General features: G+C 64.3%; 22 protein-coding genes. 11 read left to right on the top strand and 11 right to left on the bottom strand.

Annotated features, from left to right (window positions below; all coding sequences use genetic code 11):
• Window positions 1–9: 9 nt before the first annotated feature.
• Window positions 10–480: a hypothetical protein gene (locus ACDK93_RS06190; protein WP_458071734.1), complete on the bottom strand. Its 471-nt coding sequence runs from the start codon at window positions 478–480 to the stop codon at window positions 10–12.
• 469 nt (window positions 481–949) lie between these two features.
• Here ACDK93_RS06190 and ACDK93_RS06195 point away from each other — a divergent pair, with 469 nt between their 5' ends.
• Complete coding sequence (locus ACDK93_RS06195) at window positions 950–1,159, top strand: cold-shock protein (protein ID WP_458071735.1); 210 nt, start codon at window positions 950–952, stop codon at window positions 1,157–1,159.
• Window positions 1,160–1,213: 54 nt separating this feature from the next.
• On the opposite strand, the gene ACDK93_RS06200 is transcribed toward ACDK93_RS06195, so the two are convergent.
• Complete coding sequence (locus tag ACDK93_RS06200; RefSeq protein WP_458071736.1) at window positions 1,214–2,419, bottom strand: ISL3 family transposase; 1,206 nt, start codon at window positions 2,417–2,419, stop codon at window positions 1,214–1,216.
• Window positions 2,420–2,578: 159 nt separating this feature from the next.
• Between ACDK93_RS06200 and ACDK93_RS06205 the strand changes: the two genes are divergently transcribed.
• From ACDK93_RS06205 to ACDK93_RS06220, 4 genes are all read left to right on the top strand, one after another.
• Window positions 2,579–3,544: an alpha/beta hydrolase family protein gene (locus tag ACDK93_RS06205; protein WP_458071737.1), complete on the top strand. Its 966-nt coding sequence runs from the start codon at window positions 2,579–2,581 to the stop codon at window positions 3,542–3,544.
• A 79-nt stretch (window positions 3,545–3,623) separates the two neighbouring features.
• Window positions 3,624–4,688 (top strand): NADH:flavin oxidoreductase/NADH oxidase, encoded by a 1,065-nt coding sequence (locus tag ACDK93_RS06210; RefSeq protein ID WP_458071738.1) that lies wholly within the window; start codon window positions 3,624–3,626, stop codon window positions 4,686–4,688.
• Between the two features lie 26 nt (window positions 4,689–4,714).
• Window positions 4,715–5,587: a pirin family protein gene (locus ACDK93_RS06215; RefSeq protein WP_458071739.1), complete on the top strand. Its 873-nt coding sequence runs from the start codon at window positions 4,715–4,717 to the stop codon at window positions 5,585–5,587.
• Window positions 5,588–5,702: 115 nt separating this feature from the next.
• Window positions 5,703–6,005, top strand: coding sequence for an Mpo1-like protein (locus ACDK93_RS06220; RefSeq protein ID WP_458071740.1), 303 nt, complete (start codon window positions 5,703–5,705; stop codon window positions 6,003–6,005).
• Window positions 6,006–6,042: 37 nt separating this feature from the next.
• Here ACDK93_RS06220 and ACDK93_RS06225 read toward each other — a convergent pair whose 3' ends face one another.
• Window positions 6,043–6,432 (bottom strand): cytochrome c, encoded by a 390-nt coding sequence (locus ACDK93_RS06225; protein WP_458071741.1) that lies wholly within the window; start codon window positions 6,430–6,432, stop codon window positions 6,043–6,045.
• A 169-nt stretch (window positions 6,433–6,601) separates the two neighbouring features.
• Here ACDK93_RS06225 and ACDK93_RS06230 point away from each other — a divergent pair, with 169 nt between their 5' ends.
• Window positions 6,602–7,390: a tRNA threonylcarbamoyladenosine dehydratase gene (locus tag ACDK93_RS06230; RefSeq protein WP_458071742.1), complete on the top strand. Its 789-nt coding sequence runs from the start codon at window positions 6,602–6,604 to the stop codon at window positions 7,388–7,390.
• A 45-nt stretch (window positions 7,391–7,435) separates the two neighbouring features.
• On the opposite strand, the gene phbB is transcribed toward ACDK93_RS06230, so the two are convergent.
• Together phbB and gluQRS are read right to left on the bottom strand one after the other, a co-directional pair.
• Complete coding sequence (gene phbB / locus ACDK93_RS06235) at window positions 7,436–8,173, bottom strand: acetoacetyl-CoA reductase (RefSeq protein WP_458071743.1); 738 nt, start codon at window positions 8,171–8,173, stop codon at window positions 7,436–7,438.
• A gap of 164 nt (window positions 8,174–8,337) precedes the next feature.
• On the bottom strand, window positions 8,338–9,204 hold the full coding sequence (gluQRS, locus tag ACDK93_RS06240; RefSeq protein ID WP_458072363.1) for a tRNA glutamyl-Q(34) synthetase GluQRS: 867 nt from the start codon (window positions 9,202–9,204) through the stop codon (window positions 8,338–8,340).
• A gap of 113 nt (window positions 9,205–9,317) precedes the next feature.
• On the opposite strand from gluQRS, the gene ACDK93_RS06245 reads away from it, so the two are divergent.
• Window positions 9,318–9,992 carry an NAD(P)H-binding protein gene (locus tag ACDK93_RS06245; protein WP_458071744.1) on the top strand — a complete coding sequence of 225 codons (675 nt, stop codon included), beginning with the start codon at window positions 9,318–9,320 and terminating at the stop codon, window positions 9,990–9,992.
• Window positions 9,993–10,054: 62 nt separating this feature from the next.
• On the opposite strand, the gene ACDK93_RS06250 is transcribed toward ACDK93_RS06245, so the two are convergent.
• On the bottom strand, window positions 10,055–10,966 hold the full coding sequence (locus ACDK93_RS06250; RefSeq protein ID WP_458071745.1) for a YihY/virulence factor BrkB family protein: 912 nt from the start codon (window positions 10,964–10,966) through the stop codon (window positions 10,055–10,057).
• Between the two features lie 260 nt (window positions 10,967–11,226).
• Here ACDK93_RS06250 and htpX point away from each other — a divergent pair, with 260 nt between their 5' ends.
• The 3 genes from htpX (at window position 11,227) to ACDK93_RS06265 (ending at window position 15,546) form a co-directional block, all read left to right on the top strand.
• Complete coding sequence (gene htpX, locus ACDK93_RS06255; RefSeq protein WP_458071746.1) at window positions 11,227–12,111, top strand: protease HtpX; 885 nt, start codon at window positions 11,227–11,229, stop codon at window positions 12,109–12,111.
• 104 nt (window positions 12,112–12,215) lie between these two features.
• Window positions 12,216–14,090, top strand: a complete 1,875-nt coding sequence (gene htpG / locus ACDK93_RS06260) for a molecular chaperone HtpG (RefSeq protein ID WP_458071747.1) — start codon at window positions 12,216–12,218, stop codon at window positions 14,088–14,090.
• 124 nt (window positions 14,091–14,214) lie between these two features.
• Entirely contained in the window at window positions 14,215–15,546 is a 1,332-nt protein-coding gene (locus ACDK93_RS06265; RefSeq protein WP_458071748.1) for an IS4 family transposase, read from the top strand.
• Window positions 15,547–15,605: 59 nt separating this feature from the next.
• On the opposite strand, the gene ACDK93_RS06270 is transcribed toward ACDK93_RS06265, so the two are convergent.
• The 5 genes from ACDK93_RS06270 to ACDK93_RS06290 are packed head-to-tail and all read right to left on the bottom strand — an operon-like array spanning window position 15,606 to window position 19,326.
• Window positions 15,606–16,607: a zinc-dependent alcohol dehydrogenase family protein gene (locus ACDK93_RS06270; RefSeq protein ID WP_458071749.1), complete on the bottom strand. Its 1,002-nt coding sequence runs from the start codon at window positions 16,605–16,607 to the stop codon at window positions 15,606–15,608.
• A gap of 52 nt (window positions 16,608–16,659) precedes the next feature.
• The gene (locus ACDK93_RS06275; RefSeq protein ID WP_458071750.1) at window positions 16,660–17,532 is read right to left on the bottom strand and encodes an alpha/beta fold hydrolase; all 873 of its coding nucleotides are present in this window, start codon (window positions 17,530–17,532) and stop codon (window positions 16,660–16,662) included.
• 26 nt (window positions 17,533–17,558) lie between these two features.
• On the bottom strand, window positions 17,559–18,566 hold the full coding sequence (locus ACDK93_RS06280; RefSeq protein WP_458071751.1) for an SLAC1 anion channel family protein: 1,008 nt from the start codon (window positions 18,564–18,566) through the stop codon (window positions 17,559–17,561).
• A complete protein-coding gene (locus ACDK93_RS06285; RefSeq protein ID WP_458071752.1) occupies window positions 18,563–18,958 on the bottom strand; it encodes a DUF302 domain-containing protein in 396 nt (131 codons plus the stop codon). Before ACDK93_RS06285 ends, ACDK93_RS06280 begins: the two co-directional genes overlap by 4 nt.
• Before the next feature lie 26 nt (window positions 18,959–18,984).
• Window positions 18,985–19,326 (bottom strand): carboxymuconolactone decarboxylase family protein, encoded by a 342-nt coding sequence (locus ACDK93_RS06290; RefSeq protein WP_458071753.1) that lies wholly within the window; start codon window positions 19,324–19,326, stop codon window positions 18,985–18,987.
• A 113-nt stretch (window positions 19,327–19,439) separates the two neighbouring features.
• Here ACDK93_RS06290 and ACDK93_RS06295 point away from each other — a divergent pair, with 113 nt between their 5' ends.
• Window positions 19,440–20,366, top strand: coding sequence for an AraC family transcriptional regulator (locus tag ACDK93_RS06295; RefSeq protein ID WP_458071754.1), 927 nt, complete (start codon window positions 19,440–19,442; stop codon window positions 20,364–20,366).
• Window positions 20,367–20,384: the final 18 nt, after the last annotated feature.

Below are 20,384 nucleotides of genomic sequence, written 5' to 3' on the forward strand. Positions count from 1 at the left end.
GGATGCGGGTCAGGGCGATGTGCTGGCCGGCGCCGCGTTGGTGTCGCATGACTTGCCGTGCAGGGCGTCGCGCAACTGGCTGGCGAGAGAGTTGCACCGCGTGGCGAGCTGTGGACGGATATCCGGATCCTGCGAGTCCCGCAGAAGGCTGGTGCGCATCGCGTTGTAGCGCGACTGCAGTTGCCCCGGCGCGAAAATATTGGCCGCCCGATGGCAGGCCATATAGCTGGCGAGGTAGTCGTCGCAGGCCGGAATGCCGGTGCGGTCGGGAAGATTGGCGGGCGCTGATGAGGTCGACGTGTTGCCGCCCGGTGCCCGGTGCGGCGTGCGTTGCACCGTCGTGGTCGTCGTGGACACTGGCGTCGCCGTGGTTCGGGTGGACGTCACGGTCGTGGTTCTGGCAGGCGGCTGATGCGCGCAGCCAACCGTGACCAGGGCGACAGAGACAGCGAGCAGGGTCAAGCGAGGCATGACGGACATAGAGTGCTCTCCTCAAAAGCGTTTCGGATCGGACATGCCGATGGTTGGCAGGCGACGTTGCGCCTCTAGCGACACAATAGACAAGGTTGCAGGTAAAAAGAACCTGAAATTCGCATCAAGGGCGGTTCGCGCGAAAGAAAGATGGAAAAACCTGGGTAATCCGCGGCCGGCCGGCTGCTTCGAGGCCGCTCGTCGGGCGCGACGTTGGATCAGTCCGATCTCCGGCCGGTCGCCGGCTTTTGTCGCGGCCAGCGGACTCGGGTCCGATGCCGCAATAAATGCCTTGACAAATTGCTCGCAAGCTTGAAACGGGTTAGGTATGCTCTAGCGACTGTGTTTGCTCGGCAGCGTGCGTGCCCGGTGGGGATCTCAGTTCATCCACATCGCTACACCCGATCCAGGCACGCCAGTAAACCGTCGGCCCAGGGGCCGGTTTGTCTTAGTGCCAAGCAATAGATCGGAGTGAGTCATGTCGGATCGTGAAACAGGTACAGTCAAGTGGTTCAATGATGCCAAGGGGTTTGGCTTCATCAGTCGGGAAAGTGGTCCTGACGTGTTCGTGCATTTTCGCGCCATCAGCGGCTCGGGTTTCAAGAGCCTGCAGGAAGGCCAGAAAGTCACGTTCAGCGTGGTCAACGGCCAGAAGGGCCTGCAGGCTGAGGACGTAACGCCGGTTTGAACCGACGTGACAGCATCAGGAAAAGCCGGCGCAAGCCGGCTTTTTTTTGGTTCTTCACGCATTCCCGGGGAAGGCGGCGCGGATCTTCATGAAGAAGTACGCGCTGTCTCGGTACCCGTAGGCCATGCGCTTCATGACCTTGATGCGATTGTTGATGCCTTCGAGCTGACCGGTGTGCATCGGCCACCGAACCCGAGCAAGGATCCCGCGCCAGTAGCCATGCAAGCATTTGGCAAAGTGGATCATGGCGGGAATGCCACTCTGGGCGGCATGACGATGCCACTGTTTCCAGGCCCGCCGCCAGGCCCATGCCGACGGCGCATTCCATAGCTCTTTGAGTTGCGCCTTCATGATGTAGACGGTCATCAAGGCGCTGTTGGCCTCGAGCACTTCCTTGAGCTGGAGCTGCTGGCTTTCGGTGCCGATGTGCTCGGGATTGCGCAGCAAGAGCCAGTGCGAGCGTTTGACGACGCGCCGCGCAGGCTTGTCGTGACGCAGCGTGTTCGCCGTATCCACGCGAACTCGGCTGATGACTTCGCGGCCGTATTTGGCGATGACGTGAAAAAGGTCGTAGACGATGCGGGCGTGGCGACAGTGCTTGCGCACTTCCAGGTCGAAGGCCGTATTCATATCCATCGCGACCGCTTCAATGCGGTCGCAGCCTTGGGCGCCCAACGCCTCGAAGAAAAGCCTGACGGCCGCCCTGCTGCGACCTTCGCCGATCCATAGCACCTGCCGCGTGTCGGCATCGAGCACCACGCTGGCATACCGATGACCTTTATGCAGGGCAAACTCGTCCATCACCAAGCGCTGCGGCGCCGGTGGCGGCAAGGCTGCCAGGATCGCTTCCAAGCGTTGCCGATCGAGCCGACGCACCGTGCTCCAGTGCAGATCGAACATCTGCGCGACATGCACCGTCGGCAGCTTCGCGCACCAATAGGCCACGTGCTGCGTCAGCCGTCGGGTGATCCGGGCATGGCGATCCAGCCAGCTCACCGCCTCCAATCGCCGACCGCAATCGGGGCAACACAGCCGCCGTAATCTGATCTCAAGGGTGACAGGGTAGCCCACCATCGGCAGGTCGCGGATCCGACGCTCGACGTACTCGTGAACGGGTAATCCGGCCGCCGAGCAGCCGCCACAACGCGACGGCTGACCGCCATCCGGACTGAGCCGCAGATGCATCCGGCCCTCCCTCAGTGCCATATCGTCGACAACAAACCCCTCCCAGAACGGGAGTAAGGCAGTAATATCTTTCATGGGAGCGGTTCTCTACAGATGCTTGGTCGCACAAACATCTTGCCGGAGTTACCGCTCCTTTTTTATCCCCGCTCCCCGGACTTCCGCGAAGAACCTTTTTTTTGGCCGATCATTTGCGAGGACTTTTGTGACCCGTGCGCCACACGCTAGCCTGTCGACATGACTGATCATTTTTCAGACGACTCATTACCGCCGCCAACGCCCTCTTCGTCATCGAATGAGTCGATCGTTATCCCGGTTACCGCCGCTGACGGCGCCCGCTTCGAGCTGCTCTGCGTGCAGCCAGTCGGCGAGTGGCGGCAACTGCTTTACTGGCTGCCGGCGATGGGCGTGCCGGCACGGTACTACCTGCCGATGGCCGAGGCACTGGCATCTCGTGGCATTGCCACCGCTGTCCACGAATGGCGGGGCATCGGCTCCAGCGATCGCCGGGCCAGCCGCCGCTGCAACTGGGGTTATCGCGAGCTGTTGCTGGATGACCTTCCGCCCGCCATGGCAGCTCTGCAGAAGCGCTGGCCGGGCAAGACCCGTCTGATCGGTGGCCACAGCCTGGGCGGCCAGGTCGCTTCGCTGCATGCCGCGCTGCATCCGGGCGACTACGCGGGCATCGCCCTGGTGGCAAGCGGCGCACCGTATTGGCGTGCCTATCCACGCAGCCTGCTGATCAAGATAGGTTGCATGCTTGCGCCGCTGGCAGCGAATCTCCGCGGCTACTTGCCAGGCCGGCGCATTGGCTTTGCCGGCAACGAGGCACGCGGGCTCACCGCCGACTGGGCGCGCAGCGGGCGCAGCGGGCGCTACTCGGCCACCGGCATGTCGCAGAATCTGGATGAGCTCCTGGCAGCCGTTCGGGTACCGATCTTCGCGCTACGTCTGCGCGACGACTGGCTGGTGCCCAAGGCCTCGCTGGAGTGGCTGCTGGGCAAGATGCCGCAGTCGCCCCATCGCGTCGGTGTTCTGGCGCCTGACGATCTGGGCGGCCAGCCGGCCGACCATTTCAGCTGGATGAAGGCGCCGGCGCCCATCGTCCAACGCTTGGCGGACTGGATGGATTCCCTCAGCGCGCAGGCAATGCGAGACCTCGGCAAGGACGAGAGATGTTCGTCGCACGAGCGCGCCGGTTGATACCGCGCAGAACTGCCTGCATGTTGATCGCCTGACCCGCCAATTTTTTCCCCAAGATCATCTCCCCCCGGAGCACCGCATGAATCTGTTCGACCCCTTCGCCCAGCGCAGCCTGACCTTGCCTAACCGTTTGGTGGTTTCGCCGATGTGCCAGTACTCGGCGACCGACGGCCTGCCTGACCATTGGCATCTGGTGCACCTGGGCAGCCGTGCGGTGGGCGGCGCGGCGCTGGTGATCACCGAGGCGGCTGCTGTATCGGCGCAGGGCCGCATCACCCACGGTGACGCCGGCCTCTGGAACGAGACCCAGGTCGAGGCGTGGAAGCCGATCGTGCAGTTCGTCCGCGCCAGCGGTGCGATCGCCGGCGTGCAGTTGGCGCACGCCGGGCGCAAGGCCAGCGCGCAGCGGCCGTGGGAGGGTGGCGGTTCGCTGGCTGCCGATCAACAGCCATGGACCACGGTCGCGCCGTCGGCGATTCCCTTCGACGCCGGCTGGCACACGCCGCAGGCGCTGGACGAGGCGGGTATCCGGCAGGTGGTCGCCGATTTTCGCGCCACGGCGCAGCGCGCGCTGGCGGCCGGTTTCCAGCTGATCGAGCTGCACGCGGCGCATGGTTATCTGCTGCATCAGTTTCTGTCGCCGTTGAGCAACCAGCGCACAGATCACTACGGCGGCAGCTTCGAAAATCGCAGCCGCATCGTGCGCGAAGTGATCACCGCGGTGCGCGACGTGTGGCCGGCCGAGCTGCCGCTGTGGCTGCGCATCTCGGCCACCGACTGGGCCGAGCACGGCACCGGCTGGGATATCGACGAGAGCGTGCAGCTGGCCAAGCAAGTCAAGCCGCTGGGCGTGGATCTGATCGACGTCTCCAGCGGCGGCACGCTGGCGCATCCCAAGATTCCGCTCGGCCCGGGCTATCAGGTGCCGTTCGCGGCGCGTATCCGGCGCGAGGCGGAGATCGCCACCGGCGCAGTCGGCCTGATTACCGATGCGCAGCAGGCCCAGGCGATCATCGCCAATGGCGAGGCCGACGTGGTGCTCACCGCGCGCGAAAGCCTGCGCGATCCCTACTTCCCCCGCCGCGCGGCTAAGGAGCTCAGCGTGAAGCTGACCCCGCCGGTGCAATACGGTCGAGCCTGGTAACTGTCATCGAGCCGGAGAGGATAAGCATGCATATCGCGCCGACGCTGATCGAAGGCCGCGTACACGATCTCGGCGACGGTTTCGCCGTGCGCCGCCTGCTGCCCGCGCAGCAGGCGCGTCACGTCGGGCCGCTGGTGTTTTTCGACCATATCGGGCCGGCCAGCTTTGCCGCGGGCAAGGGCATGGACGTGCGCCCGCATCCGCATATCGGGCTGGCCACGGTGACCTGGCTGTTCGAGGGCGCCATCCGCCATCGCGACAGCCTGGGCAGCCTGAGCGATATCCGCCCGGGCGAAGTGAACTGGATGACGGCCGGCAAGGGCATCGTGCATTCCGAGCGCACCCCGCCGGACGAGCGGCGCGACGGCCAGACCCTGCACGGCATCCAGATCTGGGTGGCGCTGCCGCAGGCCGATGCCGAGGTCGATCCCGAATTTCACCACCACGAACGCGACCAGCTGCCGCGCATCACTCGCCCGGGCGTCGAGGCCATCCTGATCGCCGGCGATGCCTACGGCGAACGCTCGCCGGTCAAGGTGTTCGCACCGATTTTTCTGCTCGAGGTGAAGCTGGCCGCCGGCACCGAGTTCGCGCTGCCGCCGGAGCATGTCGAGCGCGGCATCTATGTTGTCGATGGCAAGGTGCGCTGGGGCGAGCTCGATCTCACGGCCACGCAGATGGCGGTGCAGGCGGGATCATCATCCCCGCCGCTACTGGCGACTGAGGACAGCCGCCTGATGCTGTTCGGCGGCGCGCCGCTGGACGGCGAACGTCACCTCTGGTGGAACTTCGTCGCCAGCCGCCGCGAGCGCATCGAGCAGGCCAAGGCGGACTGGGCCGCCGGGCGCTACGTGCCGGTGCCGGGCGATGAACAGGAGTTCATTCCGCTGCCGAGTTGATGGGGGCCTATTCGGCCGTCGCGCTGCTTACGCGAGCGCATGCTGCAGCGCTCGTTGCCCGGGCCGTGCGGCCAGTTCATGCTTGTGTGGCCGATCGATCGTGTGGAGTTTCGCCATGACCCGCTTTGCCAGCTTCAGCGAGTTCTATCCGTTCTATCTCAGCGAGCACAGCAACCGGATGTGCCGGCGCATGCATTTCATCGGCAGCAGCCTGGTCGTGGCCATTGCCGTGTTCGCGGTGGTCACCGGAGAGCTGCGCTGGCTGTGGCTGATGCCATTGGCCGGCTACGGTTTCGCCTGGATCGGCCACTACGTGTATCAGAAGAACCAGCCCGCCACGTTCAAGCACCCGCTGTACAGCCTGCAGGGCGACTGGGTGATGTATGGCCACATGCTGCGCGGCAAGCTGCAGTTCTAAGCGCCAGCGGCCTCGTCATTGACGCCGGGGACTGCGATCAGCGGTATTTGTCGTGGCAGCTCTTGCACGCTTCGCCGACGGATTTCACCGCCACGGCCAGGGCGGGGCAGTCGGCCGGCGATGACTGCAGCGCCTGCGAAACGCGCGTCTGCAGCAGATTCGCCGCGTCGGTAAACGGCTGATCGGGAATACCGAACGTCGGCACGATATCGGTGCCCGTCGACTGCACGCGTTGCAGATGGTGCCGGATGCCGGCGGCGTCGCACTGTTTGGTCTTCAGCGACTGGCTCAAGGCGTCCATGTGGTAGTTCATGGTCGCCATCACGGCCTTGGGCATCGGGTTGCGTGCCGCCAGCGTGCTCATCACGTTGGCGGTTCCGATGATGCCGATCACCAGTCCAAGCAGAATCATCAAGGCTACGCGCATCGTTTCGCTTCCACGTCGGTCGAGCAAGGCCGTGAGAATAACGCGCCGCGGCGCGTTCCATCCACGCCGCACGCTAAAATGGCCATTCCACGCCGCACGATTCAACACATCAGGCCACGCCAGTGAGATTTTTGCCGTCCATGTCGTTTCCATCCCGCCGCCGGTCCGCATGAGCGCCGAAACGTTTCCCATCGAGCGTTTTGCCGGCGTCGAACGTTTATATGGCGTGGGCACAGTGGCCGAGCTTTCTAAGGCGCACGTCTGCGTGATCGGCATTGGCGGCGTGGGTTCGTGGGCGGCCGAGGCGCTGGCACGCAGCGGCGTGGGCAAGCTGACCCTGATCGATGCCGATGAGGTCTGCGTTTCCAACACCAATCGCCAGCTGCATGCGCTGGATGGCGAGTACGGCAAGAGCAAGGTGGGCGTGATCGCCACGCGCGCGCAGGCGATCAATCCGGCCGTCAAATTGGACGGCATCGAGCGCTTCCTTACGCCGTCCACGCTGGACGAGCTGCTCGATCGTGGCTACGACGTGGTGCTCGATGCCTGCGACGCGTTCCGGGTCAAGCTCGAAACCATCGCCTGGTGCCGTCGTCGCAAGCTGCCGATCGTTAGCGTTGGCTCGGCCGGTGGGCGCACCGATTCGACACAGATTCGCGTGCGCGACCTGTCGCGTACCGAGCACGACGCGATGTTCAGCCTGATCCGAAAAAAGCTCCGCGCCGACTTCAACTTTCCGCGCAACCCCGATCGTTACTTCGGCGTTTCGGCCGTCTATTCGCTGCAGAACGTGCAGTATCCGCAGCCCGATGGCACGGTGTCCGGCAATCGGCCGCCGGGCGGCGATCCGCTGAATCTGGCCTGCGGCGGCGGCCTGGGCGCGGCTACGCATGTCACCGGCGCGTTCGCCTTTGCCGCGGTCGGCAAGGTGCTGGAAAAGCTGCTCGAAAAGAAGTGAGTGTTTCGATGAAGTCCCATCACGCGACTTCGTCCCGACCGAGCCTCAGCCCATGTGGTGGCCGCCGTTGATGGCCAGATTGGCGCCGGTAATCCAGCTGGATTGTTCGCCACAAAAAAACGCCACGGCGTGGGCGATTTCATCCGGCCGTCCCAGCCGGCCCATCGGGATCTGCGCAATGATTTTTTCGCGCACGTCCTCCGGCACGGCCATCACCATATCGGTGCCCACATAGCCGGGTGACACCGTATTTACCGTGATGCCGAAGCGGGCGTTTTCCTGAGCCAGCGAGATGGTGAAACCGTGCATGCCGGCCTTGGCCGCCGCGTAGTTGGCCTGGCCGTACTGGCCTTTCTTGCCGTTGATCGAGCTGATCTGCACGATGCGCCCCCACTTGCGCTGGCGCATGCCCTCGATGACCGGGCGGGTGACGTTGAAGCAGGCGTTGAGGTTGGTGTTGATCACCGCCGTCCACTGCTCATAGTCCATCTTGTGGAAGGTCGTGTCGCGGGTGATGCCGGCGTTGTTGATCAGAATCTCGACCGGGCCACACTTTTCCTCGACGGCGCGGATCATCGCTTCGCACGCCACGGCGTCGCAGACGTCGCCCGGCACCATGCAGACGTCGATGCCTTCGTTTTTCATCGACGCGTGCCAGGCCTCGGCCTTTTCGGCATTGCGGTAATTGGTCGATACGCGGTGACCCTGTCCGGCCAGATGCCGGACAATCGCGCTGCCAATACCACCGGTACCGCCGGTAACGAAGGCCGTACGTTGCGTCATGAATAATCCTGAGAGCCGATGTCGGCCACTAATAGATGCTGAAGATGTTTGCGTTGATTGGATGGCTAAATGCGTTGTCGCCTGCACGCCATTTGCCCACCTGGATTTATACACTAACCGCCGCCGATGCGAGCGCGACAACCGCATTGAAGGTTTATACCGATTCAGCCAGCGCAGCGGGAGCTGCAGTGCGGCAACGCTGCGGGATCGAATACCGAGAGCGCCTCGTTCAACAGTTGGGCAGGTGTGTTTGCAGCACGCGCGGCGGAAATATCCAGAAACGCCAGCGCGTTGCGCAGCGCCGGCATGGGGTTCGATGGATCGACCGGATGCGCCTGCTCCGACTTGGAGAGCTTGTGCCCATCGGCATCCAGCGCCAGCGGCAAATGCCAGTACGCGGGCGTGGGCAAACCAAGGCACTGCTGCAGCCAGATCTGCCGGGGCGTGGAGTCGAGCAGGTCGCTGCCACGCACCACGTCGGTAATGCTCTGGAAGGCGTCGTCGACCGCGCAGGCCAGCTGGTAAGCGAAGATGCCCTCGACCCGGCGAATCACGAAGTCGCCCGCTTTCTCGCGCAGGTTGTAACGCTGCGGGCCCTGCAGCGCGTCGTCGAACAGCACGTCGCTGTCGGGCGCGCGCAGCCGCCAGGCGGGCGGTCGCGTGACGTCGGGTGCGGCGATGCACAGGCCATCGCGATGCATGCCGCCCGCGGCCGCCAGATCGCTGCGGCTGCACCAGCACGGAAATATGCGGTCGGCGGCGCGAAGTTTTTCAAAGGCTTTGTCGTAGGCGGCCGTACGCTGCGACTGAAACAGCACCGGCTCGTCGGCTATCAGGCCGAACGCGGGCAGCGCGGCGAGAATGGACTGCGACGAGCCGCTCACTTCGCGCGGCGGGTCGATGTCTTCCATCCGCAGCAGCCACTGGCCACCGGCGTGCCGCGCGCACAGCCAGCTGCCCACGGCCGCCACTAGCGAGCCGAAGTGCAAGAGTCCGGTCGGCGAGGGAGCGAAGCGGCCGCGATGCGTCATCGGCATAGTGTAGTTGCAGCGCCTCCGACGATGGCCGCGCATGCGCGAGTAGAACACCGATTCGTCGCATACTGCAGGATGCAACGGTCCGCATAAAAGTGAGGAGCCATCGCGTGAGAATTCTGCTGTTTGGTGCCACCGGCATGGTCGGGCAGGGCGTGCTTATCGAATGCCTGCAGGCTTCGGATGTATCGCTGCTGCAAAGCGTTGGCCGCACGGCGCTCAATCAGCAGCATCCCAAACTACGCGATGTGGTGCACAAGGACCTGCTCGACTACAACGCGATCGAATCGCAGCTCGAGGGATTCGACGCGTGCTTTTTCTGCCTCGGCGTCACCTCAGCAGGCAAGACCGAGGCGGACTATTCCCATCTCACCTACGACATCACGCTGGCAGCAGCAGCAACGCTGGCGCGGCTCAACCCGCAGATGACGTTTGTCTACGTCTCCGGTGCCGGCACCGACAGCACGGAAAAAGGTCGCAGCATGTGGGCGCGGGTCAAGGGGCGCACCGAAAACGCGCTGCTGAAACTGCCGTTCAAGGCGGCCTACATGTTCCGCCCAGGCATCATCCAGCCGCTGCGCGGCGTGCGTTCAAAGACCTCGTCGTACCAGATCTTTTATTCGCTGACGCGTCCTCTGCTGCCGCTGCTGCGTGCGCTCATGCCGTCCACCATTTTGACTACGCAGGTGATGGGGCAGGCGATGCTCGCCGTCGCGCGCCATGGCGCATCTAAGCCGATATTGGAAGCGGCGGATATCAACGCTATTGCCACAGCGCGGGCGTGAGTCCGGCAGGTTGTAGCTACTTCAAACGCCGGCCCTTCGATTCCGGCACTGGGTGCCTACGCTCAGGGTGAACGGGTGGTGGGAATGGTCAATGGCGTGCTGATCTTTTCCGCCGGCGTCGCCTCGATTTCCACCGCGTGCGCGCTGGGTCGAATGGGCTTGCCGCGCGCGTCGGCCAGGCCGCGGGTGAGCTCGGCGCCCATCAGCACGATGATCGACGAGTAGTACACCCAGGTCAGCAGCACCACGAAGGCGCCGGCCGGCCCGTACGCGCCACCCACGTTGCTGTGGCTGATGTACAGGCCGATGCCGAACTTGCCGACAATGAACAAAATGGCCGTAAGCAGGCCGCCACCCAGCGCGTCGCTCCACTCGATCAATGCGTCGGGCAGCACCTTGTACATCGCGCCGAATACCATCACGAATACGACGGTGGAAATCGCATCCTCGATGAGCAGCCACGCCAGCGTGTTGCCCGGCACCACCGCTTCGATGATGCCGCTGAGCACAAAGGAGATCACCAGCAGAAACCCGATGCCGACCAACAACGCGAGCGCGTGCGCCCTCGTCCGTACCCATTGGCCAACGGCCGCGCCGGGCTTGGGCTTGACCCGCCACACGCGGTTCAGCGTGCCCTGCAGCTGCGCAAACACGGCCGACGCGCCGAACAGCGTCACCAGCAGGCCGATGATGCCGGCGATATTGCCGGTTTGTGGCCGCGCCTTGGCGCTGTCCATGATGCCCTTCACCGCGTCGGCCGCGCGCGGCCCGACCATGCCGTTGAGCGCATCGATCAGGCGCACGTCCCAGCCGCTGTGCAGCATCGACACCAGCCAGATCAGCAGCACCAGCAGCGGCGCGAACGACAGCGCCGAATAGAACGCCAGCGCGGCGGCGCGGGTCAGCAGCTCGTCATCGCTGAATCCCGCGGCGGCCGACTGGACCGTGAGCTTGGCTGTTTTAAAATGGCGCATGGGAAAGCTCCCGAACTGGTTTAAGCATGCTGTGCAAGCGCCACAGACTGCTTGCGCCGCGGTGAAGAGCTGGCGAAAAGCAGGCTTTGCGCATCTGTCAACCGCGAATGCGACGCGGGCAGCGGGGCTGAACCAGCGGGGCTCCCGCGCGGTCTGATCCTTGAAACGGCAGCGCGGCGCCCCGAATCATGAGCAAGCGTTGAAGTTGTTTTGACAGCCGTTTTCCGGCTGACCTTACCCATCGAGCCCGAGAGAGAACCATGCGCCGCATCGCCCTTTTCCTGCTCACCAATATCGCGGTACTGATACTGCTTAGCATCGTCTGCCACCTGTTTGGCATCGACCAGATGGCCGCCAGCCGCGGCTATGGCGGCATGGGCGGATTGCTGGCGTTTGCCGCGGTATTCGGCATGGGTGGCGCCTTCATCTCACTGGCGATTTCCAAGTGGATGGCCAAGTGGTCGACCGGGGCGCGGGTTATCGCGCAGCCGCAGAACGAGACCGAGCGCTGGCTGCTCGACACCGTGCGCCAGCACGCGCAGAGCGCCGGCATTGGCATGCCCGAGGTGGCGATCTACGACGCGCCCGAGATGAACGCGTTTGCCACCGGCATGAGCAAGAACAACGCGCTGGTCGCGGTGAGCTCCGGCCTGCTGCAGCAGATGGATCGCGAGCAGATCAAGGCCGTGCTCGGCCACGAGATCGGCCACGTCGCCAACGGCGACATGGTCACGCTGACCCTGATCCAGGGCGTGCTCAACACGCTGGTGATTCTGGCCGCGCGCATCGTCGGTCGCGCGGTCGACAGCTGGTTGTCGGGCGGACGCGACAACCGCGGCGGCGGTATCGGCTATTTCGTGGTGGTGATGGTGCTGCAGATTGTGTTCGGCCTGTTCGCCTCGATGATCGTGGCCGCTTTCTCGCGCTGGCGCGAATTCCGTGCCGATCAGGCCGGTGCGCAGTTCGCCGGCCGAAGTGCGATGATCTCGGCCCTGCAGCGGCTCAAGGTCAACCACGGCGAAAGCACGCTGCCCAATACCATCGCCGCGTTCGGCATCTCCGGCCCGCTGGCCGAAGGCTTCAAGCGCCTTTTCATGAGCCACCCGCCGCTGGACGAGCGCATCGCTGCTTTGCAGAAGAGCTGATCCAGCGACGAGTAGCGAGGGCCGAGCAGCGAGCGCGCGCCCTCGCTACTCGTCTCTCGTCCCTTTCAACTAACCAACAAAACGTCACCCATAGGCAATAGTCCATGAACGCAACAGCCACCACCGAAACCCGCAAATTCGAAGCCGAAGTCGCCCAGGTATTGCACCTGGTCACGCACTCGCTCTACTCGCATAAGGAAATCTTCCTGCGCGAGCTGATCTCCAACGCCTCCGACGCCTGCGACAAGCTGCGCTTCGAGTCGATCGCGCACCCCGAGCTGGCGACGCTTGGCAGCGAGCTGCATATCGACGTGAGCTGGGACCCCGACGCGCGTACGGTCACCATCAGCGACAACGGCATCGGCATGACCCGCGATGAGGTCATCGCCAATATCGGCACCATCGCCAGCTCCGGCACCCGCCGTTTTCTTGAAGCGATGTCCGGCGAGCAGAAGGCCGACGCGCGCCTGATCGGCCAGTTCGGCGTGGGCTTTTATTCGGCCTTCGTAGTCGCCGACAAGGTCACCGTGCGCAGCCGCCATGCCGGCGCCGCGGCGAGCGAAGGCGTGCAGTGGGAGAGCGACGGCAAGGGCGAGTATTCGCTGGAGCAGGTTTCCCTGCCCGAGAGCGGTACCTCCGTCGTGCTGCATCTGAAGGCCGACGAGGATGAGTTCCTCAAGCGCTGGCAGCTGCGGTCGCTGATCACCAAGTATTCGGACCATGTCGCATTCCCGATCCGCATGCGGGTCGAGAAAGACGACAAGCCGAGCGACGAATGGGAAACCATCAACGCCGCTTCGGCGCTGTGGACCAAGCCCAAGTCCGACATCAGCGACGACGACTACAAGAGCTTCTACAAGTCGCTCGGCCACGATTTCAACGAGCCACTGGCCTGGACGCACAACCGTGTCGAAGGCAGCCAGAGCTTCACCACGCTGCTGTACCTGCCGTCGCAGCCGCCGTTCGACCTGATGATGGGCGGGCGCGACGAGCGCAAAGGCCTGAAGCTGTACATCAAGCGCGTCTTCATCATGGACGCGGCCGAAGAGCTGCTGCCGAACTACCTGCGCTTCGTGCGCGGCGTGGTCGATGCCGACGATCTGCCGCTCAACGTCAGCCGCGAAATTCTGCAGCACAATCGTCAGCTCGAGCGGATCAAGGCCGCCTGCGTCAAGCGCGTGCTCGACCTGATCGAAAAGCTGGCGCGCGACGAGCCCGAGAAATTTGCCACCTTTTACAAGGCCTTCGGCAACACGTTGAAGGAAGGCATCAGCGAAGACGCCAACAACCGCGAGCGCATCGCCAAGCTGCTGCGCTTTGCTTCGACCAAGGGTGAAGGCACGCAGCAGACCGTGTCGCTGGACGACTACATCGGCCGCATGGCGATCGGCCAGGAAGCAATCTGGTACATCACCGCCGACAGCTACGCCGCGGCGTTTGGCAGCCCGCAGCTCGAAGCGTTCAAGGCCAAGGGTATCGAAGTGCTGCTGATGTTCGACCGCATCGACGAATGGATGATCGGCAGCCTGAGCGAGTACGAAGGCAAAAAGCTCAAGAGCGCCGCCAAGGGCGACGTGCCGCTCGACGACGCCGACAAGGCCAAGCAGGAAGAGGCCACCAAGGAAGCCGAGCCGCTGCTGAAGAAGCTCAAGGACCTGCTCGGCGACCGCGTGGGCGACGTCAAGGTCTCGGCCCGCCTCACCGACTCACCGTCGTGCCTGGCGTTGAGCGATTACGAAATGGCCCCGCATCTTGCGCGCCTGCTGCGCGAGGCCGGTCAGGACATGCCCGAGTCCAAGCCGACGCTGGAGATCAATCCGCAGCACGCGCTGGTCAAGCGCGTCGAGTCGGAAACCGATGACGCCAAGGCAAAGGACCTGGCCCTGCTGCTGCTGGATCAGGCGGAAATTTCGGCCGGTGCCCAGCTGCCCGATCCGTCGGCGTTTGTGCAGCGGATGAACCGGGTTCTGCTCGGCTGAGTTGCGACGCTATCGGTCGCGTGGAAAGGCCCGCCATTCGGCGTAATGCTGTTCACTTAAGCATTGCATCGTAGCCAAGGCGTCCCAAGAATCCGGCCTTCACCTGTTGAAGGCCGGATTTTTTGTGTCCCTGCAAAGTGTTCTGTTTGATATCGATGAGCTGCACTCGTTCTCTGATCTGAGTACCTTCGCGCAGCACATTCCTGTCGAGTGGGTAGCCTCGGCGCTGGACCTTTCCTCCTCGGCCACAATTCGCCGCCGGCGTTTACCGTTGGATCAGGTGCTGTGGCTGGTGCTGGGCATGGCACTGTTTCGTAACGAGCCGATCTCGGAGGTGGCTCGTCGGCTGAACATCTGCGCACAAGGCTTGGCCAGCGACAGTCTGTTGGCGCGCAGTGGCGTCTCTCAGGCGCGTCAGCGCCTTGGCGCCGAGCCGCTGCAATGCCTGTTCCGTCAGACCGGCGAGTGCTGGGGCAAGGAGCGCTATCCCGGCGATGACTGGCACGGCTTGCAGGTGCTGGCCGCCGATGGCGCGGTGTTGCGCACCCCGGACACCCCGGCATTGCGTGAACACTTCGGCTCGGGCAATACCGGCACCGATCGCCAGACACCGTTCCCGATGATGCGACTGGTCGCCCTGATGAATGTCCGTTCGCACGTCATGCTGGATGCCCAGCTTAGTCCTTATCGGCGCAGCGAAATTCGCTTGGCCGATGAGTTCATCGACCGCATACCGGACCGCTCAATCACCCTGTTGGACAAGGGCTTCTGGAGCGCTGACCTGCTGCTGCGTCTGGCCGGTGGCGGCCAACAACGGCATTGGCTGATTCCCGCTCGCAAAGATCTGGTGTGCGAGACACGGGAGACTTACCACGCCGATGATCAGTGGGTGCAGATGAAGGTCTCGCCGCAGGCACGCAAACGTAACCCCGAACTCCCTGCGGTCTGGGAAGTGCGAGCCGTGAGCTACATGCACAAGGGACAGCGAAGAACGGTCTACACCTCGCTGCCAGCCGAGCACTACTCCAGCGAAGCCGTTGCACAGTTGTATCGGGAGCGCTGGGAAATCGAGTTAGGCTTCCGGGACATCAAGAGCTCCCTGCAACACAACGCCGTCACGCTGCGCAGCAAGACCGTCGCGTTGATCTATCAGGAAGTCTGGGGTTTGCTCCTGGGCTACAACGTGATCCGTCGCGAGGCCAGTCAGGCCGCCGTGGCGCACGGCCAAGAGCCAGCCCGAGTGCGCTTCAAGTTCGCCTATCAATACATCGCCGCCCAACTCATTGTCATGGCGGCAGCGCAACCTCTATCACGCACCGGAGCGCGACTGGCTGAACTCAGGGCCGGAATCGGCAACCTGTTTCTGGATAGACGACCTCGGCCTTCCAGGCCGAGGTCCGTCAAAATATCCAAGACTCGCTACCCCGTGAATCGAAAGGCTGCTCCGCTTAAGTGAACAGCATTACGCCATTCGGCGGGCCTTTTTTGTGGCGCACGAGGTGGCCGCCGAGTACTTCAGTGGCTGGCTATGTCCACCACTACTTTGCCCAGCGCGTGGCCGCTCGTGACCAGGGCGTGCGCGGCCTCGACCGTGCCCAGATCGAAACGCCTGCTATCGACCTGCACCCGCAGCAGGCCGGCGTCGATCAGCGCAGACGCTTCTTTCATGATCTCGCCATGGCGCGCGCGACCCTCGCCGCTGAGCAGCGGCAGCAGGGTGAAAACGCCGGAATAGGTCGCCGCACGAAACGACAGTGGCGCCAGCGCGTGCGTGCCCCAGCCCAGCGCGCTGACCACATGGCCGAAGCGCGCAACGGCCTTGAACGAGGCATCGAGGCTTGCGCCGCCGGCGGTGTCGTAAACGACATCGAAGCCGCGCCCGCCGGTATGCGCAGCAACGTAGTCGTCGATGCCGGTCTGACTGTCGATGGCGATGGCGCCCAGTGACTTGACGGACGCGGCGCGACTGGCGCCCACCGTGGCATGGACCGTGGCGCCGAACGCACGGGCTATCTGAATGGCCATGCGTCCAACGCCGCCTGCACCGCCTTGCACCAGCACGGTCTGTCCGGCCTGCACGTGGGCGCGGTCGACCAGTCCTTCCCACGCGGTGATAAATACCAAAGGCAGGCTGGCCGCGTCGCGTAGGCTCAGGGTGACCGGTTTGTGCGCCAGCAGCGCCGCATCGACCGCCGCATACTCGGCCAGCGAACCCTGCACGCCGCCGACCCCGCCGGTCATGCCATAGACGCTGTCGCCCTCCGCAAACGCTGATACGCCCGGCCCCACCGACTCGACGATGCCGGCCATGTCGATGCCCAGAATCGCTGGCAGCGGGTGACGCGCATGGGCGCCCTCACCGCTGCGTATTTTCAGGTCGAGCGGGTTGACACCGCTGGCACCCACGCGCACGAGCACCTGGCCTTTCTGGGGTGACGGGCGCGGCACCGTGGCGAGACGAAACACGGTGCCGGGTGCGTCAACTAGGGCGGCTTGCATGGAACCGTTGGAAGTCATGATCGATCCTGCGCTGACGAGGAGAGGGTGGTGCCAGGGTGGCTGAGGTGATTCACGCGTCCCGCCGCAAAAGCAGCGGATCGAGAAAATCGTGCATGCGCTGGCCGATCTCCTGCGCGTGGGTTTCCAGCGCAAAGTGGCCGGTGTCCAGCAGATGCACCTGCGCATCGGGCAGGTCGCGGCGGTACGCCAGCGCGCCGGCCGGTACGAAGGCCGGATCGTTCTTTCCCCACACCGCCAGCAACGGCGGCTGATGGTCGCGAAAATACGCCTGGAATGCGGAATACAGCGCCACGTTGCTGCGGTAATCGAGAACCAGGTCGAGCTGGATGTCGTCCGCGCCGGGGCGAGCCATATAGGCGATGTCGAGCGTGTAGCCATCCGGCGAAACGCGTTGCGGATCGCTACCTAGCAGGTATTGCCAGTCGCGAATGGTGTCAGCCGCCAGCGAGCCGCGGCAGGCCTCGCGGTGTTCCAAGGTCGGCTCGCGCCAATAGGTCTGCCATGGTCCCCAGGCATCGCTGAGTCCTTCCAGATAGGCGTTGCCGTTCTGGCTCACGATGGCGGTGACGCGCTCGGGATGCGCCATCGCCAGACGAAGGCCGACCGGCGCACCGTAATCGAATACGTACAGCGCGTAACGCTGCAGGCCGAGCGCCTGCGTGAACGCATCGACACATTCGGCGAGCTGGTCGAAGCGGTAGTTGAACGCGCCTCGCGGCGGCGCCTTGGTGTTGCCGAAGCCGGGTAGATCAGGCGCGATCACGCGGTAGTCGTTGGCCAGCAGCGGCATCAGATCGCGAAACATGTGGCTGCTGGTGGGAAACCCGTGCAGCAGCAGAATCACCGGTGCGTCCAGCGGGCCCGCTTCGCGATAGAACATCTCGACGTCGCGTAGTTGTGTGGTGCGATAGTGAACGACCATGGCTGTGCCTTTGTTGAAAGAGGAGATCAGCTGCTCAGCGTGCGCAGCTCGCCGCGCGCCAGGCCCACCAGCGTGCGCACCAGCAGTCCGGCCATGGCGGCGGTGGCCAGGGCCAGCGCGACGACGGCGATGGACTGGTTGAGCCAGCTCGGCGCGGCGCTGGCGTAACGCAAGGCCGCAATCGCCGAGGCCGCCAGTGGAAAGCTCACCGACCACCAGCCGAAGCGGAAGGGGCAGCATTGCGCCAGCTTGCGCAGCCGACCCAGCAATACCGCCAGCAGAAACAGCGCAATCATGTATAGCGCCTGGGCGAACAGATCCGTCGTGCCCACCGTAACGGTGTACGTGGAGTAGCCGACGGCAAACGGCGCGACCAGGATCAGCAGCGTCGGCTGCAGCGCGTCCGGCAACGCCGGCTGAAACACCAGCCGCGCAAAAATCAGTGTGAACAGCGGTATCGCAAAAAACAGCCCCACCGCCAGATCCATCATCATCAAAGCATGCATCAGAGAACCCGGCGCAGATGCAAAGCCCAGCGCGGGTATCGCCAGCGGCACATCCAGCAATCCGACGACCGGAATGATCCACGCCGGCGTCGCATGCGCGACCTGCTGCTGCTCGCTCATCCAGCGGCTGACGATGAGCCAGGCGAACACCATCATCCCGATGGCTCCCAGCACCCACAGCGCCCGCGCCAACGGCATGCTGACCGGAGCCAGGATGATCGGCAGCAGCAACAGGCTGATGAAGAACGTGCCGAACAGGCTGCCGGCGATCGGGTGGCGAAACTCGGCGGCAACTGCCGCCGGTGCCGTCGCGGCCTTGATCGCGTAACCGATCGCCACCGCCACAAACGCTACCACGGCGACCCCACCAAACGCGTCGCCGACCCACAATGGCGTGCCAAAAGCGGCGTGGGCCAGACGCCATGCCACGCTCAAACCGGTCAGCCCCATCACCGAGCCGAACAGGCCAATGGGCAGATGCTCCAGCGGCTGCCAGCGCGCCGCTGCGGGACTGGACATAGCGTTCATGACACGGCCTCCACCAGCATGTGCTGCGCCTGATCGAGCCGGTGCGCCAGCGTTTCGGGAACGCCTGCCTGGCGCAGCACAGGCGCCATCGGATGAAACAGGATTGATACCTGACCCTGATCGTTTTCGCGCACCAGCACCCGCAGTGGCAGGTCGAGCGCCGCCAGCGGTGCCGCCAGCATCACGGGCGTGCCGCCGGCCGGGCTGCCGTAAATCAGCAGCGTGGTCGGCGGCATCGGCGTACCGACGGCGAGCGCGCCGGCGGCATGGTCGACACGTGCAAAAAGTGTCATGCCGGAGCGCGCCATTGCTTCGATCAGGCGATCCAGGGTCGCATCGAAAGAAGCGTGGCTGGTGATCTCGATCTGGTCGGGTTTTTCGCTATCGGTCATGACGCTTCTCCTCGGGGCCACGCCGGTCAGGCCGCGCTGTACGCCGCGACCGCGTCCATTACGCGGGCGGAATAGACCATCGCCGCACCGGCGTTCAGCGCCACGGCGACGCCGAGCGCCTCGGCAATTTCCTCACGCGACGCGCCATGCTTCAGCGCCTCGGCGGTATGCACCGTGATACAGCCGTCGCACTGCCGCGTCACGGCGACGGCCAGCCCGATCAGTTCGCGCGTCTTCGCTTCCAGCAGGCCGGTTTTCTGACCGGCCTTGGACAGCGTCTGGTAACCGGCCAGTGTGTCCGGGCTGAGCTTGCCGATCTCGCCGATGCGGCCCGTCAGCTGCTTGCGATAGTTCTGCCAGTCGAGCATGCGATGTCTCCTTGCGTAGGCAGTCAGCAGGGGGCTGACCGTGGAGACCAGTGTTGCGCCGGGCTGGTGGGGGATGAATACTCGATCGACTCGATATCGAGCGCGAACGTCTCATGGATGCCTTCAGCAAAGTGATCGATCTGGCTGGCGTGCGCGGCAGCCTGGACCTGCGCTGCCTGCTGTCCGGCCACTTCGCGCTGGATCACGCGCCGGCATCCGTCGGCGAGGCGCCGTTTCATCTGGTGCTCGCCGGCCGCGCCCGCATGCAACTGCCCGATGGCGAGACGCTTGCGCTGGAGGCGGGCGACTTCGTGCTGCTGCCGCGCGGCAGCGCGCACCTGATGCAGGGTGCCGTCGAGGGCGCGCCCGCCAACCCGCTTCGTGTCGATCTCGACGGGCCGCTGCCGATACGGCGCAATACCGACGCCGCAGCGGAACTGGATCTGCTGTGCGGCCGCTTTTTGTATACCGCCGGCGCGGGCGATCTGATCATGCGCGCCCTGCCGGATGCGCTGCATCTTCGCCTTGCGCAGGGCGACGACATGAGCGGGCTGCACGGCATCGTCGACCTGTTGCGCGACGAGGTGGCGCGACTGCAGCACGGCGCGCTGGCGATCGTCACCGCGCTTAGCCAGGCGCTGTTCGTGATGGCACTGCGCGTGCATGCGCAGCGCGAGAGGTTGTCGCCATCGCTGTTGCTGCTGCTCGCCGATGCGCGACTGGGTCGCGCGGTGTTCGCCATGCTGCAGCATCCGGAGCACGCCTGGACGGTAGCGTCGCTGGCGGAGCAGGCGACGATGTCACGCGCCAGTTTCGCCCGGCACTTCGCTGCCAGCAGCGATCAGTCGCCGCTGGAACTGCTGACGCTGCTGCGCATGCAGATGGCGCGCAAACTGCTGGCGCATGGACAGCTTGCTACCGCAGCGGTAGGCGAGCGTGTGGGCTATCAGTCGGAGGCGGCTTTCAGCAAGGTGTTTACGCACTGTGTCGGCATGACGCCAGCAATGTTTCGGCGGGAGCAGAGAATCGTTGAGGCCTGAGTCGGTGGCGCTTGGTTC

The organism is Rhodanobacter sp. BL-MT-08, assembly GCF_054161255.1.